The following is a 16,906-nucleotide window of genomic DNA, read 5'->3' on the forward strand; positions in this document are numbered from 1 at the left end:
GGCCTTAGTGCGCAGGCCCGAGTCATGAAAATTGCCGCTTGGCGGCAGTAGCGGCCTTATCATGCGCTCTTTTGAGGCCACTGGCATGGCCTTGCCGATATGCTCGGGAGCGGGATAACAGAGGTGCCCCTCCGCCGCTGTCATCTGATGTGATACTGAGCCCCCCGAAAACTTGCCAACAGAGAAACCATGGACAGCCTGATACTCGATACTTTGCTGACCGGGCGTGCTGTGTCCTTTACCCGCCCGGGATCGCGTAGCGCCATCGCCAAGCAGCCGCGTGACGAGGCTCTGGCGCTCAGCGCGAACGGCCTGGCCGGTGACGAACAGGGTGACTTGCGGGTGCACGGTGGCGTGGAAAAGGCCGTGCATCACTATCCGCAAGAGCACTACGCCCGCTGGATCGAGGAGCTGGGCGAGCACCCGCTGCTGGGGCAGCCTGGCGCCTTTGGCGAGAATTTCAGCACCACTGGCTGGACGGAGGCCGATGTTTGTCTGGGGGACTGCATCCGCGTGGGTACGGCGCTGTTGCAGGTATCCCAGGGGCGCATGCCGTGCTGGAAACTCAATGATCGCTTCGGCGTAGCGAAGCTGGCGCTGCGGGTACAGCAGAGCGGGCGTACCGGCTGGTACTATCGGGTGCTGGAGGAGGGCGTGGTACGGGCCGGCGATCGCCTGCAGTTGGTGGAGCGGCGGCATCCGGACTGGTCGCTGGCTCGTTTGGCGGGCGTGCTGTTCGACAGCCGTATCGATCCGGAGCTGCTGCGCGAGTGTCTGCAACTGCCGCTGGTGCCCTCATGGAAGCGCTATCTGGCCCGTCGGCTGGAGAGCGGGTGCATCGAGGACTGGTCGCCGCGTCTGGATGGCCCGGCAGCTTCCGGCTGAGTTGGGCGACAAGGCAAAGTCTCGCGGCTGCGCCTTGTTGCCCAGCGGGTTCAGCGTTTGTGTGGCACCGGCTTGAGCAGCTCGTCCGGCGGCATCTCGCACTGGATCTTGCGACCGATCAGCTCTTCGATCGGCGGCAGGGCGAAGGCATCGTCCTCGCCAGCGAAGCTGATCGAGGTGCCGCTGGTGCCGGCGCGACCGGTACGACCGATGCGGTGTACGTAATCGTCCGGGTCTTCCGGCAGGGTGAAGTTGATTACGTGGCTGATGCCGTCAACGTGAATGCCACGACCAGCCACGTCGGTGGCCACCAGCACGCGGATGTGCCCGGCGCGGAAGCCTTCGAGCACCTTGATGCGCTTGTGTTGCGGCACGTCGCCGGACATTTGCGCGGCGCTGATGCCGTCGCGGGTCAGGCGTTCCTCAATGCGGCGCACCTCGTCCTTGCGGTTGGCGAAGACCATTACCCGGTCCCAGTCATTCTGGCTCACCAGGTTGTACAGCAGTTTGTACTTGTCACTGCTGGCCACGGCGTAAACGTGCTGCTCTACCGTGTCGCTGGCGACGTTCTCCGGTTCGATCTCGACAATGGCCGGATCGACCGTCCACTGCTTGGCCAGGTTCATCACGTCTTCGGTGAAGGTGGCGGAGAACAGCAGGGTCTGGCGTTCGCCTTTCATCGGCGTCTGGCGGATGATCTGTCGAACCTGCGGGATGAAGCCCATGTCGAGCATGCGGTCGGCTTCATCGAGCACCATCACCTCGACCATGTCCAGATGCACCTCGCCGCGCTGGTTGAAGTCCAGCAGACGGCCCGGGGTCGCTACCAGAATGTCGCAGTAGCGCGACTCCAGCTGCTTGAGCTGCTTGTCGAAGTCCATGCCGCCGACGAAGCTCATGACGTTGAGCCGGGTGTACTTGGTCAGTGCCAGGGCGTCCTTGGCGATCTGCACCACCAACTCGCGGGTCGGTGCGATCACCAGCGCGCGCGGCTCGCCCATATAGCGTTCCTTCGGCGGAGGCGTCTGTAGCAGCTGGGTAATGGTGGAAATAAGGAATGCAGCAGTCTTGCCGGTACCGGTCTGCGCCCGGCCGATGGCGTCGCGCCCCTTGAGGGTATGTCCGAGCACACCGGCCTGAATCGGCGTGCAGTAGGGGAAGCCGAGATCATGGATGGCATGCATCAGCTCCGGCGCGAGGTTGAAATCGTGGAAGCGGGTCTTGCCTTCCACGGGGGCGACCACGAAGTCTTCCAGCTTCCAGGTGTCAACAGGCTTGGCGGGACGCTCGCGGCGCTTTTCGGCCTTGGGCAGTCGGTTCGGGGCTTTCTGCCCGGCCCGGGCATCGTCTGTGCTGCGTCCGGGCTGGCGGGACGGCTTGGCAGATTGGCTGGCGTCATTGCGCTCTGCCGGGGCGGGCGCTGCCGGTGTGCTGGTCGGTTGTGGTTGTACTTCCTCGGGCTTGCCGAAGATTTTCTTGAGTGCTTTGAGCACGGGCTTCTCATCGGTTGATTAAGGAATGAACGGGCGCCAGTGTAATGCAAGACGAGGGTGGGGCGAAGGGCTTCGCTCGCCTGTGTCAAGCGTCGGCTCGTCATTGCACTTAGCCTGGCGGCAGGCTGGCCAGCAGCAGGCGCTGCACGTTGCCACCGATGATGGCGGCGATGGCAGCCTCGTCGAAGCCTGCAGCCAGCAGGCCATCGGTAATCTGCGCCAGACCGGTGACATCGAAAGGCGTGTGCACGGTGCCGTTGAAGTCCGAGCCCAGCGCGACATGCTCGACCCCGACCTTGTCGGCGGTGTAGCGGATGGCCCTGACGATGGCGGCGACCGAGGTGTCGCATACCGCGGTGCTCCAGTAGCCGATGCCGATCACTCCGCCGCTGGCGGCAATGGCCTCGATATGCCGGTCGCTTAAGTTGCGGCTGCCGGGGCAGGTGCCTTCTACCCCGGTGTGCGAAACCAGCAGCGGGCGCGTGGCCATGGCCAGAACGTCGTCGATCAACGGGCGCGAGGCGTGGGCCAGGTCGACCAGCATCGACTTTTCCTCCAGGTAGTGGATTACCTGCCGGCCCAGCGGAGTCAGCCCGCCTTTTTCCAGGCCGTGGGCCGAGCCGCCGACCTCGTTGTCGAAGAAGTGGGTCAGCCCGGCAATGCGAAAGCCGGCGTCGTAGAGCCTGTCGATGTTTTCCAGGCGGCCCTCGATAGGCTGCAGACCTTCAGTGGCGAGCAGGGCGGCAAGTCGCTGCGGATCCTGCTGCCAGGCCTTGATGAAATCTTGCAGGTCGTTGCGGGTACGGATCAGCACGAGCCGACCGTCGCTGTCGGCGGCAGCCGCATGAAGTTTTTGCGCCTGATACAGCGCGCGCTGCAGCAGGCTGTTCCAGGTTTCCCGAGGCCAGCGCTGAGCCATGGCCAGCAGGGTGATGTTGTCGCTGTCGGCAGCGTTGCTTTCCACATTCAGGCCGCGCGGCGTTTTGGTCACGGTGGAGAACACCTGCAGGCCGAGGCGGCCTTCGAGCATACGCGGCAGATCCGAATGGCCGTAGCCGTAACGCTTGAGCAGATCGCGCTCCCAGAGCAGTGCGTCATCGTGCAGATCGGCGACGAACAGGCTTCGGTGCAGTTTCTGTGCGCTGGCACCTGCCGGATAGGGGCCGGGGGTGGCGACACTGTTGAGCTGTGCATCGATCAGCCGGGGCAGGCCGAAAAAGGCGAGGATGCCAAGGGGAATGAGCAGAAGCAGGGCGAGCAGGAATTTGCGCATTGGCAGGATCCGGATGAACGGTCGTCCGTTTCACTCTAGCAGCGTGCCGGCTGCCCATGGATGACCCGACATGCCAGTCGAAGTGACGAATGCGGCCAGTCGTTGGCCAACTGTCGCTGTGTGACCCGGAGGACTGCAGGCGCACGGCAGTGAGCTGGTGTTGCTCTCATCGTAGTGCTAGCGCAAGTCGCAGAGTGCACGTCGTGCCGGAATAAGTAGCCATGCTGCGCGAGGGAACGCCTCGCGCAGTGCGACGGCTCAGCCTGTGGTATGAATGCGGTGGCCAACCGCATAGCCGGCCAGGCGCTGGGCGATGCTTTCATGCAGAGCCGGGTTCGCTTGCGGCAGGTAGATGTGGGCCAGTTGGCCGGCCTGGTCATCGTTTTGTACCTCGATGCGGATATCCGCGGGCAGTTCGGCCAGAGCCTCGCGGTAGACGCGGGCGATGGCGTCGAAGCGCAGTGCCGGCTTGAAGGTCTTGCCCACTGCGGTCAGCGGTATGCTGTCGATGATCCAGACATTCTTGGGGATTGCCGCACGCTCGGGAATCTGTTCGGCGGCATGTTCCAGCAGTTCGTCTTCGCTGACCTGACTGCCCGGTTTGAGCTGGACGTAGGCCACCGGCAGCTCGCCGGCCTTGAGGTCGGGCTTGCCCACCGCGGCGGCCAGTGCCACGGCCGGGTGGCGGTGTAGAGCTTCTTCGATCATCTGCGGGTCGATATTGTGACCGCCACGGATGATCAGATCCTTGCTGCGCCCGGTCAGCCAGATGTAGCCGTCGGCATCGACTCGTCCGAGATCGCCGGTATTGAACCAGTCACCGTCGACCCAGATGTTCTGGTTCTTGCTCGCCTGCAGGTAGCCGCGGAACACTGTGGCGCCGCGGATGCAGAGGGTACCGATCTCGTTGACTGCCGCCTCGCGCAGGTAGCGCCCCTGTTCATTGAGCACTTTGATGCTGACCTCGCAGTAGGGCAGTGGCAGGCCGATGGAGCCGGGGCGTCTTTCGCCGCCCGGTGGATTGACGCAACTGCCGCAGGTGCCTTCGGTCAGGCCGTAGCCTTCGATCAGGGTCAGTCCGGTCTTGGTCTCGAACTGGCGGATCAACTCCACCGGCATCGGTGCGGCGCCGCACAGGGCGTATTTCAGTGAGGACAGATCACAGCCCTCGCTGGGCACTTGCAGCAGGCCCGCATAGATGGTCGGTACACCACTGAAGAAGCTGACCCGGTGGCGCTCGATGATCTTCCAGAAATTGCCGGTCAGGGTGGTATTGCGGTAACCCTGCGGGGTGGCCAGCAGCACCTCGGCGCCGCCGATGAAGGCGGCCAGACCGGTAACCACCACGCCATTGACGTGAAATAGCGGAAGGCCGCAGAGCGCTACGTCGCCAGCACCGAAGCGGGTGACCAGATTCATGCTGTAGGCCATGGCCACTTCGTTGTAGTGACTGTGTGGCGCCAGCTTGGGCGTACCGGTGGTGCCGCCTGTGTGGAAGTAGCTGGCGATGTCGTCCGGGGCGATCTGTCGGCCACTTTCCAGGTGATCGGCCGGACACTCGGCGATGGTGGCATCGAAGTCCAGCACGCCATCGGGCAGGGAGCCACGCTGAGCTTTCAGCACACTACGCTGTGGCTCGGGCAGCAGGTTGGCCATGTCCACGCAGAGGATTGCCCGCAGTCCGGGCAACTGGTCGCGCAGAACCACCACCTTGTTCCACAGATCCGTACCCGGGAAGGGTGCGAGGGTGACCAGCAGCTCGGAGTCCGAAGCGCGGATCAGCTCGGCGATGTGTTCGGGCTCAAGCAGCGGGTTGATGGCGTTGACGATGCCGGCTGCCTCGCCTCCCCACAGGGTGTAGTGGGTCTGTGGCAGGTTCGGCAGCAGGAACGACACGGCTTTGCCTGGGCGCAGGCCGAGGCGGTGGAAGGCGTTGGCGGTGCGGGTGATGTTCTCCAGCAACTCGCGGTAGGACAGGCGCAGCGGGGTTTCCTCGGCCGTACCCTGAAGAATGAATGACAGCGCCGGTGCGTCGGGACTGCTCTGCGCGGTGCGCCGGATCAGCTCATAGGTACTCGATGGCAGGTGGCGTTCGGCGAGTGGGATGCGCTCAATCGCGATGATGTCCTCGCGGGTGCGGATGAGTGGCGCTGCATTCATGTCCTTATCCTTTTCCTTGTTCAGCCGGTCAGCAGTTCGTTGAGCCATTCGGCGATGTCGCGGATCTGCTCCGGGATGACCTCATGGGCCATGGGGTAGTCGCGCCACTGCACCGGCACACCGTGGGTCTGCAGATGGTCGAAGGCGGCGCGGCCCATGTCGGGGATTACCACGTCGTCAAATCTGCCATGCAGGCAGAGTACCGGCAGTTGTCTTTTTGTATCTGCCAGTTGCATGTCGTCACTGAAGGTGGGCGCGTAGGTAGACAGTGCCAGTACCCCGCCGAGGGTTTCCGGATAGCGCAGCAGGGCCGTGTGCAGCACTACGGCGCCTCCCTGGGAGAATCCGGCCAGGACGATACGCTGAGCTTCGATGCCGCTGTCGAGTTCGGCCCGGATCAGGGCGATGACCTGCTCGGCCGATTCTTCCAGTTGCTCATGGTCGATAGCCCGGGCCGGTGTCATGGCGAGGATGTCGTACCAGCTAGGCATGCTCCAGCCGCCGTTGATGGTGACTGGGCGCGTCGGTGCCTGAGGCATGACGAAGCGGGTACTGGGCAGGCGTTCCTGCAGTGTCTCGGCCACGGGCAGGAAATCGTAGCGGTCAGCCCCCAGACCGTGCAGCCAGATCACGCAGGCATCGGGTGTGTGGGGTGGTTGCAGGATCATGGGTGCGGTCATTGGTAGCTCCTGTGTGGTGCGTCCGCCCGAAGTTGGGGCGTGGCGTGGGAGATGAGGATGAGTGATCTGTGAACAAGTTGTCGCACGAGCGCAATTTTTTCTCTTGACCCATCGGTCTGAATGGAAATCTTTCGGGATGGTACGGTGCTTGCTTTAGTCGAGCTGGACTGACGAGATAGTACGGTAACGGTAACACTGTGCCATTACTGTCTGCTCAGCAGACAGGAGCCTGCTATGCGGGTTCCTTGACTCAAACCATCGGGAGCGCTGGCGCTCCGGGTGGTCGACTATCCGTCTCTGGCCCGTTCGATCAACGGGCAAGGCGAGAGTCAGTTGGCCAGCAGAGGAAAATGCCGACTAGACTTATGCCTGACGTCCTTCGCTTCTTGATGCGCCGTTGCTGCCAGCGGTGCACGTGCCTCAAAAGGGCGGGGAAGCAGGGCGGAGACTCCAACACAACAAGAGCAACTGGAGGTTTTTGATGAAGATGGTGAAATCCACCCTGGCTGTAGTAACCACCGCGGCTGTACTGGGTATCAGTGGTTTTGCACAGGCCGGTGCAACACTGGACGCGGTGACGAAAAAGGGCTTTGTCCAGTGCGGGATCAGTGATGGTCTGCCAGGCTTCTCCTACGCTGACGAGAAGGGCAATTACCAAGGCCTGGACGTCGATGTGTGCCGCGCAGTTGCTGCTGCGGTGTTCGGTGATGCCAACAAGGTCAAGTACAGCCCGCTGACCGCCAAGGAACGCTTCACTGCCCTGCAGTCTGGCGAGGTCGACATCCTTTCGCGCAACACCACCTGGACCAGTTCTCGTGATGCGGCACTGGGTCTGAACTTTACTGGCGTCACCTACTACGATGGCCAGGGCTTCCTGGTGAACAAGAAACTCGGTGTATCCAGCGCCAAGGAACTCGACGGCGCCACGGTTTGCATCCAGGCCGGTACCACCACTGAGCTGAACCTCTCGGACTACTTCCGTGCCAACGGCATGAAGTACACCCCCATCACCTACGACACCTCCGACGAAAGTGCCAAGTCGGTCGAAGCCGGACGTTGTGACGTGCTGACTTCCGACCAGTCGCAGCTGTATGCGCAACGCATCAAGCTGGCCAATCCGGATGACTACGTCGTGCTGCCGGAGGTCATTTCCAAGGAGCCGCTCGGCCCGTCCGTCCGTCAGGGCGACGAGGAGTGGTTCGATATCGTGCGCTGGACCCTGTTCGCCATGCTCAACGCCGAGGAGCTGGGTGTAACGTCGGCCAACGTCGAGGAAACTGCCAAAACCACCAAGAACCCGGATATCGCGCGTCTGCTGGGTACCGAGGGTGAGTTCGGCAAGGATCTGAAGCTGCCGAAGGACTGGGCCGTACAGATCGTCAAACAGGTGGGCAACTACGGCGAAGCCTTCGACCGCAACGTCGGTGCCGGTAGTGAGTTGAAGATCGAGCGTGGTCTCAACGCCCTGTGGAACAAGGGTGGTCTGCAGTACGCACCGCCAGTGCGCTGATCATCCGACAGCGGCAGACCGGAGCCGCAGAGCTGAACTGTAGGCGGCCAGGAATGGGACGTCGGGCATCGTCTCTGGCGTGCGATGCCAGCGTGCTACTCCTTTTCGTGCCGGTTCAGCTCGGCAGCTCCTGATCGCATCACGTGACCTGCCGTTGGAGTTTCCGACCAAGTGAATCCCCGGCCTGCTGCAGCGGGCTGGTGGTTCAAAGAGGGCTGTTATGCAAACGACTGCTAATGCCCCGCGCCCACGTGGATCGCTATTGACCGATCCGCAGGTGCGTGCGTGGCTGTTTCAGATCATTGCCGTTGTCGCTGTCGTAGCGCTCGGCTGGTTTCTCTTCCAAAACACTCAGGCCAACCTGGAGAAGCGTGGAATCCTTTCGGGCTTTGGCTTTCTCGGCAACAGTGCCGGCTTCGGCATCGCCCAGCACCTGATCGACTATAACGAGAGCCACTCCTATGGGCGGGTCTTCGTCATTGGGTTGCTCAATACCCTGCTGGTGTCTTTCATCGGCATCGTACTGGCCTCCATCCTCGGCTTTGTGCTCGGCGTGGCACGGTTGTCGCCGAACTGGCTGATCAGTCGGCTGGCAAGCGTCTATATCGAGATCTTCCGCAATATTCCGCCGTTGTTGCAGATTCTCTTCTGGTATTTCGCGGTATTTCTCGCCCTGCCAGGGCCACGGCAGAGCCTGGATATCGGCGAGGTGTTCTTCCTCAATAGTCGTGGCCTCTATATGCCGGCGCCATCGCCAGCGGAGGGCTTTACCCTGTTCACCGTGTTGCTGGTGGCCACTATCGTTGCCATCGTCGTCCTCGGCCGCTGGGCCAAGGTGCGGCGCGAAGCCACCGGCAAGGTATTTCCGTTATTGTGGGCGTCGCTGGCGATGCTCATCGGTTTGCCCGGACTAGCGGTGCTGGTCGGCGGCAACCCGCTGAGCTGGAGCGTACCGGAGTTGACCGGCTTCAACTTCCGCGGCGGCTGGGTGTTGATCCCGGAACTGATGGCTCTGACGCTGGCGCTGACCATCTACACCGCAGCTTTCATCGCCGAGAACGTGCGCTCCGGAATCATGGCGGTGAGCCATGGGCAGACCGAGGCGGCACGCTCGCTCGGCCTGCGCCCCGGCATCACCCTGCGCCTGGTGATCATCCCGCAGTCGCTGCGCGTGATCATTCCTCCACTGACCAGCCAGTACCTGAACCTGACCAAGAACTCGTCCCTGGCGGCGGGTATCGGCTATCCGGACATGGTTTCGCTGTTCGCCGGTACGGTGCTCAACCAGACCGGGCAGGCCATCGAGGTGATCGCCATCACCATGAGTGTGTACCTCGCCATCAGCATCAGCATCTCTCTGCTGATGAACTGGTACAACAAGCGCATCGCGCTGACTGAGCGGTAAGGAGCAGCCATGCAGACTCATACGTTTAAACCGGATCTGCCGCCGCCGCGCATGAGCGTCGGCGTGCTGGGTTGGCTCCGTGCCAACCTGTTCTCCAACTGGTTCAACAGCCTGTTGACCATCTTCGCCATCTATCTGCTCTGGCTGGTGATCCCGCCGCTGCTGCAGTGGGCGATCATCGATGCCAACTGGGTTGGTACCACGCGTGCCGACTGCACCAAGGAAGGCGCCTGCTGGGTGTTCATTCAGCAGCGCTTCGGGCAGTTCATGTATGGCTTCTACCCAACCGAGCTACGTTGGCGGGTAGATACCACGCTATGGCTGGCGATCATCGGCGCTGCGCCGCTGTTCGTGCCGCAGATGCCGCGCAAGGCGCTTTACGGTCTGGTGTTCCTGGTGGTCTACCCGGTCATCGCCTGGTGCCTGCTGCACGGTGGCGTATTCGGACTGAGCGTGGTTTCCACCAGTCAGTGGGGCGGTCTGATGCTGACTCTGGTGATCGCCTCCGTGGGCATTACCGGCGCCTTGCCGCTGGGCATCCTGCTGGCGCTCGGGCGGCGTTCCAATATGCCGGCGATAAAGGTTATCTGCGTCACCTTTATCGAGTTCTGGCGTGGTGTCCCGCTGATCACCGTGTTGTTCATGTCCTCGGTGATGCTGCCGCTGTTCCTGCCTGAAGGCATGCATTTCGACAAGCTGATGCGTGCCCTGATCGGGGTAATCCTGTTCCAGTCCGCCTACATCGCCGAAGTGGTGCGTGGCGGCCTGCAGGCCATCCCCAAGGGGCAGTACGAAGCGGCTGCGGCCATGGGCCTGGGCTACTGGCGGATGATGGGCCTGGTGATCCTCCCGCAGGCGCTCAAACTGGTTATTCCGGGGATCGTCAACGTGTTCATCGCCCTGTTCAAGGACACCAGCCTGGTGATCATCATCGGTCTGTTCGACCTGCTCAACAGCATCAAGCAGGCGACTACGGATCCTGCCTGGCTGGGAATGGCCACCGAGGGTTACGTGTTCGCGGCCCTGATCTTCTGGATTTTCTGTTTCGGCATGTCCCGTTATTCCCTGCATCTGGAGAGGAAGCTGGATACCGGTCACAAACGTTAGGAGCGGTTATGCCGCCATGTGCGGGCCGGCTGTGAGCCCGGCCCATCTGAACCGACTCCGGAGGAATAATTTATGAGTGAAGCAATCAAGCAGACCAGCGCCGATCCGATGATCCTGCTGCAGGGCGTGAACAAGTGGTACGGTCAGTTCCACGTGCTCAAGGACATCAACCTCAGCGTGCAGCAGGGTGAACGCATTGTGCTGTGCGGGCCGTCCGGCTCCGGCAAATCCACCACCATCCGCTGCATCAACCGCCTTGAAGAGCACCAGCAGGGGCGCATTGTGGTCGATGGCACCGAACTGACCAGCGACCTCAAGCATATCGAGGCAATTCGCCGCGAAGTGGGCATGGTGTTCCAGCACTTCAACCTGTTCCCGCATCTGACCGTGTTGCAGAACTGCACCCTGGCCCCGATGTGGGTGCGCAAGATGCCCAAGCGTCAGGCCGAAGAAATCGCCATGCACTTCCTTGAGCGCGTACGTATTCCGGAACAGGCCAACAAGTTCCCGGGACAGCTTTCCGGAGGTCAGCAGCAGCGTGTGGCAATTGCCCGGGCGCTGTGTATGAAACCGAAGATCATGTTGTTCGATGAGCCGACCTCGGCCCTCGACCCGGAAATGGTAAAGGAAGTGCTCGATACCATGATCGGCCTGGCCGAGGACGGCATGACCATGCTCTGCGTGACCCATGAAATGGGTTTTGCCCGCACCGTGGCCAACCGGGTGATCTTCATGGACAAGGGCGAGATCGTCGAGCAGGCCGAGCCTGATACCTTCTTCACCAACCCGCAAAACGAGCGCACCAAGCTGTTCCTCAGTCAGATCATCCATTGATCGGATCCGACCTGCCGCGCAGATTGGTGCGGCAGGCCGGTTTATTTTTTACGCATCCGGCGTTCTTGCCGGGTGACAGTTCCAGCCGAAAGCGGAGAGTCGCCATGCATTCGGGTCATGCCGAGCATCCGGGTCATGCCGAACTGATCTCGCGGTTCTACCAAGCCTTCCAGTGCCTCGATGCCGAGGCCATGGTGGCTTGCTACACGACCGATGTGCGCTTCAGCGATCCGGTGTTCGTCGACCTGCGCGGCGAGGCGGCCGGTGACATGTGGCGCATGCTGTGCAGCCGCGCCGAGGATTTTTCCCTGACCTTCGATTCAGTACGGGCCGATGAACACTCCGGCAGTGCGCACTGGGTCGCCCGTTATCGTTTCAGTGGCACCGGTCGCACAGTGATTAACCGCATCCACGCGGAGTTTGTTTTTCGCGACGGACTGATTTGCGAGCACTGCGACAGCTTCGACCTGTGGTGTTGGAGCCGTCAGACGCTGGGGTTCAAGGGGCTGATGCTGGGCTGGGCACCACCGGTTCAGGCTGCCATTCGTCGACAGGCGGCACGCGCGCTCGAACAATTTCGCGCATCACGCTGAGGTGTAGCGAGGAACACGGTGGTAGGCTAACGGGTCATAACCTTCAATAAAGAGTGTGCCCCTGCGGTACCGTGTTTCCACCTGCCAAATCGAGAGCTGCCGTGAGCGAACTGATCCTATCCGTAAGACAGGCCAAGGCCTGGGGGGTGCATGCCGTCACTGCCAGTGGCGTGATTCTGGCTCTGCTTGCCCTGCTCGCCGTACTCGAAGGTCAGCCGCAGCAGTGCCTGTTATGGCTTGGCCTGGCGTTGCTGGTAGACGGGCTGGATGGCTCGCTGGCGCGACGTTATGACGTCAAGAGCGTATTGCCGCATTTCGATGGCTCGACCCTGGATCTGGTCATTGACTACCTCACCTATGTCTTCATTCCGGCAATCTTCCTCTACCGCTTTATCCCACTGCCGGATTACACCCCGCTGTTCGCCGTCGGCCTGATCCTGGTGTCGTCGCTGTTCTGCTTCTGCAATCTGAACATGAAGAGCCAGGACAACTACTTTGTCGGCTTCCCGGCGGCCTGGAACGTTGTGGTGCTGTACTTCTACATCCTCGACATCCAACCCTGGGTGGCTCTCGGGACAATCGTGCTGCTGGCCGGGCTGACTTTGACCAAGATGAAGTTCCTGCATCCGTTTCGTGTGCGCCAGTTCATGCCGCTGAATATCCTGGTGACCTTCGTCTGGCTGTTTGCCAGTGGCCTGCTGATTATCCAGCAGCCGAGCGATCCGGTGTGGCTGCTGGCGCTCTGGTGGATTGCCTCGGGCTATTTCGTTGGCATGTGCGTTTGGCGCTCGGCGCGTGAGTGGTTTCCGACTCGCGGATGACGGCAGCAGGCGAAAAGAACTGGTTTGTCTACCTGGTGCGGGCTGCCAATGGCGCTCTGTACTGCGGTATCAGCGATGATCCGCAGCGGCGTTTCCGGCAGCATCAGAGCGGCAGGGGCGCACGCTTCTTTCATACCAGTCCGGCGCAGGCCCTGGCCTATGTCGAGACCTGCGTCGGCAAGGGCGAGGCGCTGCGCCGCGAGCGGGCGATCAAGCGTCTGAGCAAGGCGGCCAAGGAGGCACTTATCCTGGCCGCACCATTCACCGGTTGATCGGTGCCTTGCCTGAGCCTGAAAGCGTACCTTAGTGCGCAATGAGGCAATCGCGCTTCTGAGGTTAGCGGCGCTTCAGCTTTTGTCCGGCAGCAGGAAGTTGCCTTGGCCGCTGCCCTCCACACTTGGCACCTCGGCTTCGTCCTTCAGCTCGACCCCGGACAGTTGGCGCCGGCAGGCCTCGCGCATCAGGTACATCAGGCGGAATGCCGCCATACCGTAGCTCAGGCCTTCCAGGCGCACGTTGGAGATGCAGTTGCGATAGGCGTCGGTCAGGCCAACGCGCGGCGCGTAAGTGAAGTACAGGCCGAGGCTGTCTGGTGAGCTGAGGCCAGGGCGTTCACCGATCAGGATCACGCTCATCTTCGCGCCTAGGCGTTCGCCCACCTCGTCGGCTACCGCCACCCGGCCCTGCTGCACCAGGCAGACCGGCGCCAGACTCCAGCCCTCGGCACGGATCTGGTCGAACAGCCGCTGCAGAAATGGCAGGCTGTGGCGGCGAACGGCTAGCGATGACAGGCCATCGGCGATGACGATGACCAAGTCATGAGTCTGACCCCGCTCCCGGGCGTAGTCATCCAGTAGCCCGGCCGACGCCGGGGCGAGACGCCGGCCAAGATCCGGGCGTTGCAGATAGGTGTGGCGATCAGTCGCCGCGCTGTGCAGCAGCAGAGTCTCCAGGCCCATACTGTGCAGTTCCTCGCGCAGTCCGGCATGGTCGAATGGCAGGTGCACGGCGTCACGAGCCTGGGCATGGGCGAACTGGAAGTCCAGTTGGGCTGCGGTTGGCAGGCTGGTGCCGGCCCGGCCGAGAGCAATGCGCGCAGGCGTCAGCTGACGCAACTGCTGCCAGGGATTTTCGATGGCGGGGGAGTGTTTTGTCATGACGACCTCGGGAAATCAGGACAACTGGGCCAGAGCCTGGTGAAAGGTGGGCGGCAGTGCTTCGCTCATCAGCAGGCGGCCGTCCTGCTGGCGGAGAATGCCCATGCGCTCCAGCCAGGATTCGAACTCGGGGGCGGCGCGCAGGCCCAGTAGCTTGCGTGCGTAGAGCGCGTCGTGGAACGAGGTGGTCTGGTAGTTGAGCATCACGTCATCGGAGCCGGGAATACCCATGATGAAGTTGATACCGGCTGCGCCGAGCAGGGTCAGCAGCATGTCCATATCATCCTGATCGGCCTCGGCGTGATTGGTGTAACAGATGTCACAGCCCATGGGCACGCCCAGCAACTTGCCGCAGAAATGATCTTCCAGGCCGGCGCGGATGATCTGCTTGCCGTTGTACAGGTATTCGGGGCCGATGAAACCGACCACGGTGTTGACCAGAAAGGGGTTGAAGTGCCGGGCTACGGCGTAGGCGCGTGCCTCGCAGGTCTGCTGGTCGACGCCGTGGTGGGCGTTGGCCGACAGTGCACTTCCCTGGCCGGTCTCGAAGTACATCAGGTTGTTGCCGAGGGTGCCACGGCCGAGACTCAGGCCAGCTTCGTAGCCCTCCTGGAGAATCTTCAGGCTGACACCGAAACTGGCATTGGCGGCTTCGGTACCGGCGATGGACTGGAATACCAGATCCAGCGGAGCGCCTCGCTCGATGGCAGCGATGGAGCTGGTAACGTGGGTCAGAACGCAGGACTGGGTAGGAATCTCGTAGCGCTGGATGACCGCATCGAGCATCTCCAGCAGGGTGCAAACTGCGCTCATGCTGTCGGTGGCCGGATTGATGCCGATCATGGCATCGCCGTTGCCGTAGAGCAGGCCGTCGAGCACGCTGGCGGCAATGCCGGCCGGATCGTCGGTCGGGTGGTTGGGCTGCAGCCGCGTGGACATCCGCCCGCGTAGCCCCATGGTGTTGCGAAAGCGGGTGACCACGCGGATCTTCTGTGCCACCAGAACCAGATCCTGCACGCGCATGATCTTCGACACCGCCGCCGCCATTTCCGGCGTCAGCCCCGGCGCCAGGGCGCGCAGGCTGGTTTCATCGGCAGCATCGCCGAGTAACCAGTCGCGCAGGCCGCCCACTGTCAGGTGGCTGACTGGGGCGAAGGCTGCGCTGTCGTGAGTATCAAGAATCAGTCGAGTGACTTCGTCGCTCTCGTAGGGAATCAGCGCCTCATTGAGGAAGGTTTTCAGTGGCAGGTCGGCCAGTGCCATCTGCGCCGCGACCCGTTCAGCATCACTGCTGGCGGCGATGCCGGCCAGGTAATCGCCGGAGCGTGCCGGGGTGGCCTTGGCCATCAGCTCGCGCAGGTTGTCGAAGCGCCAGGTCTGGCCACCGATGCTGTGGGAGTAGCTTGCCATGTGGGCTCCTGTGTCTGGGAATTCACATACGGACGCTGCCAGGCCGACAGCGCCCGTGTTTGGGCCGCTGCCTGCGAGTATGGCAGGCACGCGGCCGGGCGTGCCGGTCAGGCGGGGCTGGCCTGCGGGTAGTACTCATCCTTTTCGATGACGCCCTGGGCACGGTCGATCTGTTCCAGCTGCATGGCTTTGGGCACAGACAGCCAGTAGGCCAGGCCGATCGCGGCAAATCCGGCAAACAGCTTGCCAACCAGTACCGGCAGGATGATGGTGGGCTGGAAGTTGGCGGTAAACGACAGGTGGTCACCGAGCAGGAAGGCTGCACACACGGCAAAAGCGATGTTGATCACCTTGTCCTTCGGCGGCATGAAGCGCACCAGGCGGAACATGGCGAGAATGTTGGCGATGGTAGCCAGCATGCCGGCGCTGCCGACCGCGCTCAGACCGACCTTGCCGCCCAGTCGCTCCAGCGGGCCGCCGAAGTACTTGCGCAGCAGGTAGACCATGGGGAAGGCGCCGGCAAGCATGATGCCAATGTAGCCGGCGGTCTCCAGGGCGCGGGTCTGATCCGCGGCATCTGCGATGATCGGGTCGAAGCCCCAGCTGCCGAACACCACGGTGAACACACCTGTGAAATATTCGACGATGGAGAACACCAGTACCAGCTTGATCAGGGCGTCCAGGCCACGGCCGAAGCCGATGAAACCCTTGATCATGAGATCCGGCAGAAAGCGCAGGCCGGCGGCCAGAGCGACGACGAAAACAATGATCGGCAGCAGGTTGGCAAAGATGCCGCCCAGCCCCATGGCCAACTGATAGGTGGATTCGCCACTGGTGGCCACCACCTCGCGAACCAGCGGATCACTGGCCACCAGCAGCACGCTGGCGATCAGCACGCCAAGCGGAATAGTCAGGATGCCGGACATGATGCCCAGAGCCATGTACTTGTGGTCGCGCTTGTCGAGCATTGCCAGCCCCATGGGGATGGAAAAAACGATGGTGGCGCCACCCATGAAGCCCGTGATCAGGGCCATGATCAGCGCTTCCTTGCTTGAGGCCAGCGCGGCGGCCAGATGATAGCCCCCCATGTCGGAGGCGATGATCATGGTTGCAGCCAGCGCCGGATCGGCGCCCAGCGCGTCGAAGAACGGGCCACAGGCCTTTTCGATGAGAACCGTAAGGTAGGGAATCGACGCCATGATTCCGGCTGCAGGAACGAAGATGTAGCCGGTGGCGTGGATGCCCTCCATGAACTCCTTGCCCAGCCCCTTTTCACTGTCGTAAATGGCGGCAAAGGCGCCGGCTACGGCGCAAGCCATGATGATGTAGAGAACGTAGTTGCCTATCTGATCCATTGTGGTGCCCTGACTGTTCGAGTGGGGGAAGGGGCGTGCTGCCATGACCGGCAGTCGCCCCTTGCGTTTTGGCAGGCTCTCAACAATGAGTGTTAAAAGAATCCCAGCGGATTGATGTCGTAGCTGACCAGCAGGTTCTTGGTCTGCTGGTAGTGGTCGAGCATCATCTTGTGGGTTTCGCGGCCGACGCCGGACTTCTTGTAGCCACCGAATGCGGCATGTG

Annotated in this window: 16 protein-coding genes; 8 read left to right on the top strand and 8 right to left on the bottom strand. The window is 62.1% G+C overall.

All coding sequences use genetic code 11. The features are described 5' to 3' along the window. The first annotated feature begins 189 nt into the window (after positions 1–189). Complete coding sequence (locus tag NCCP436_RS16755) at positions 190–885, top strand: MOSC domain-containing protein (RefSeq protein ID WP_220805108.1); 696 nt, start codon at positions 190–192, stop codon at positions 883–885. Between the two features lie 50 nt (positions 886–935). Here NCCP436_RS16755 and rhlB read toward each other — a convergent pair whose 3' ends face one another. From rhlB to NCCP436_RS16775, 4 genes are all read right to left on the bottom strand, one after another. Then, positions 936–2,378, bottom strand: coding sequence for an ATP-dependent RNA helicase RhlB (rhlB, locus tag NCCP436_RS16760; protein ID WP_220805109.1), 1,443 nt, complete (start codon positions 2,376–2,378; stop codon positions 936–938). Between the two features lie 109 nt (positions 2,379–2,487). Continuing rightward, entirely contained in the window at positions 2,488–3,651 is a 1,164-nt protein-coding gene (locus NCCP436_RS16765; RefSeq protein ID WP_220805110.1) for a dipeptidase, read from the bottom strand. Between the two features lie 258 nt (positions 3,652–3,909). Further along, positions 3,910–5,811 (bottom strand): acyl-CoA synthetase, encoded by a 1,902-nt coding sequence (locus tag NCCP436_RS16770; protein ID WP_220805111.1) that lies wholly within the window; start codon positions 5,809–5,811, stop codon positions 3,910–3,912. A 20-nt stretch (positions 5,812–5,831) separates the two neighbouring features. Further along, a complete protein-coding gene (locus NCCP436_RS16775; protein WP_220805112.1) occupies positions 5,832–6,491 on the bottom strand; it encodes an alpha/beta hydrolase in 660 nt (219 codons plus the stop codon). A 481-nt stretch (positions 6,492–6,972) separates the two neighbouring features. Here NCCP436_RS16775 and NCCP436_RS16780 point away from each other — a divergent pair, with 481 nt between their 5' ends. The 7 genes from NCCP436_RS16780 (at position 6,973) to NCCP436_RS16810 (ending at position 13,033) form a co-directional block, all read left to right on the top strand. Continuing rightward, a complete protein-coding gene (locus NCCP436_RS16780) occupies positions 6,973–8,001 on the top strand; it encodes an amino acid ABC transporter substrate-binding protein (protein ID WP_220805113.1) in 1,029 nt (342 codons plus the stop codon). 220 nt (positions 8,002–8,221) lie between these two features. Further along, positions 8,222–9,406, top strand: a complete 1,185-nt coding sequence (locus NCCP436_RS16785; protein WP_220805114.1) for an amino acid ABC transporter permease — start codon at positions 8,222–8,224, stop codon at positions 9,404–9,406. 9 nt (positions 9,407–9,415) lie between these two features. Then, positions 9,416–10,513: an amino acid ABC transporter permease gene (locus tag NCCP436_RS16790; RefSeq protein ID WP_220805115.1), complete on the top strand. Its 1,098-nt coding sequence runs from the start codon at positions 9,416–9,418 to the stop codon at positions 10,511–10,513. Positions 10,514–10,585: 72 nt separating this feature from the next. Next, a complete protein-coding gene (locus tag NCCP436_RS16795; RefSeq protein ID WP_220805116.1) occupies positions 10,586–11,347 on the top strand; it encodes an amino acid ABC transporter ATP-binding protein in 762 nt (253 codons plus the stop codon). Positions 11,348–11,451: 104 nt separating this feature from the next. Next, entirely contained in the window at positions 11,452–11,940 is a 489-nt protein-coding gene (locus tag NCCP436_RS16800) for a nuclear transport factor 2 family protein (RefSeq protein WP_220805117.1), read from the top strand. A 101-nt stretch (positions 11,941–12,041) separates the two neighbouring features. Further along, positions 12,042–12,761 (top strand): phosphatidylcholine synthase, encoded by a 720-nt coding sequence (pcsA, locus tag NCCP436_RS16805; protein ID WP_220805118.1) that lies wholly within the window; start codon positions 12,042–12,044, stop codon positions 12,759–12,761. After that, a complete protein-coding gene (locus NCCP436_RS16810; RefSeq protein ID WP_220805119.1) occupies positions 12,758–13,033 on the top strand; it encodes a GIY-YIG nuclease family protein in 276 nt (91 codons plus the stop codon). The genes pcsA and NCCP436_RS16810 overlap by 4 nt, the downstream gene beginning before the upstream one ends. A 75-nt stretch (positions 13,034–13,108) precedes the next feature. On the opposite strand, the gene eutC is transcribed toward NCCP436_RS16810, so the two are convergent. From eutC to NCCP436_RS16830, 4 genes are all read right to left on the bottom strand, one after another. Further along, positions 13,109–13,918 carry an ethanolamine ammonia-lyase subunit EutC gene (gene eutC, locus NCCP436_RS16815; RefSeq protein ID WP_220805120.1) on the bottom strand — a complete coding sequence of 270 codons (810 nt, stop codon included), beginning with the start codon at positions 13,916–13,918 and terminating at the stop codon, positions 13,109–13,111. A gap of 15 nt (positions 13,919–13,933) precedes the next feature. Then, on the bottom strand, positions 13,934–15,328 hold the full coding sequence (locus NCCP436_RS16820; RefSeq protein WP_220805121.1) for an ethanolamine ammonia-lyase subunit EutB: 1,395 nt from the start codon (positions 15,326–15,328) through the stop codon (positions 13,934–13,936). Positions 15,329–15,435: 107 nt separating this feature from the next. Then, positions 15,436–16,683 (bottom strand): ethanolamine utilization protein EutH, encoded by a 1,248-nt coding sequence (gene eutH, locus NCCP436_RS16825; RefSeq protein ID WP_220805122.1) that lies wholly within the window; start codon positions 16,681–16,683, stop codon positions 15,436–15,438. A 92-nt stretch (positions 16,684–16,775) separates the two neighbouring features. After that, positions 16,776–16,906: aldehyde dehydrogenase family protein (locus tag NCCP436_RS16830; RefSeq protein ID WP_073664670.1), on the bottom strand; the 131-nt coding region annotated here is incomplete at its 5' end.

The organism is Pseudomonas sp. NCCP-436, assembly GCF_019656335.1.
In the GTDB taxonomy this organism is placed as follows: Bacteria; Pseudomonadota; Gammaproteobacteria; order Pseudomonadales; family Pseudomonadaceae; genus Aquipseudomonas.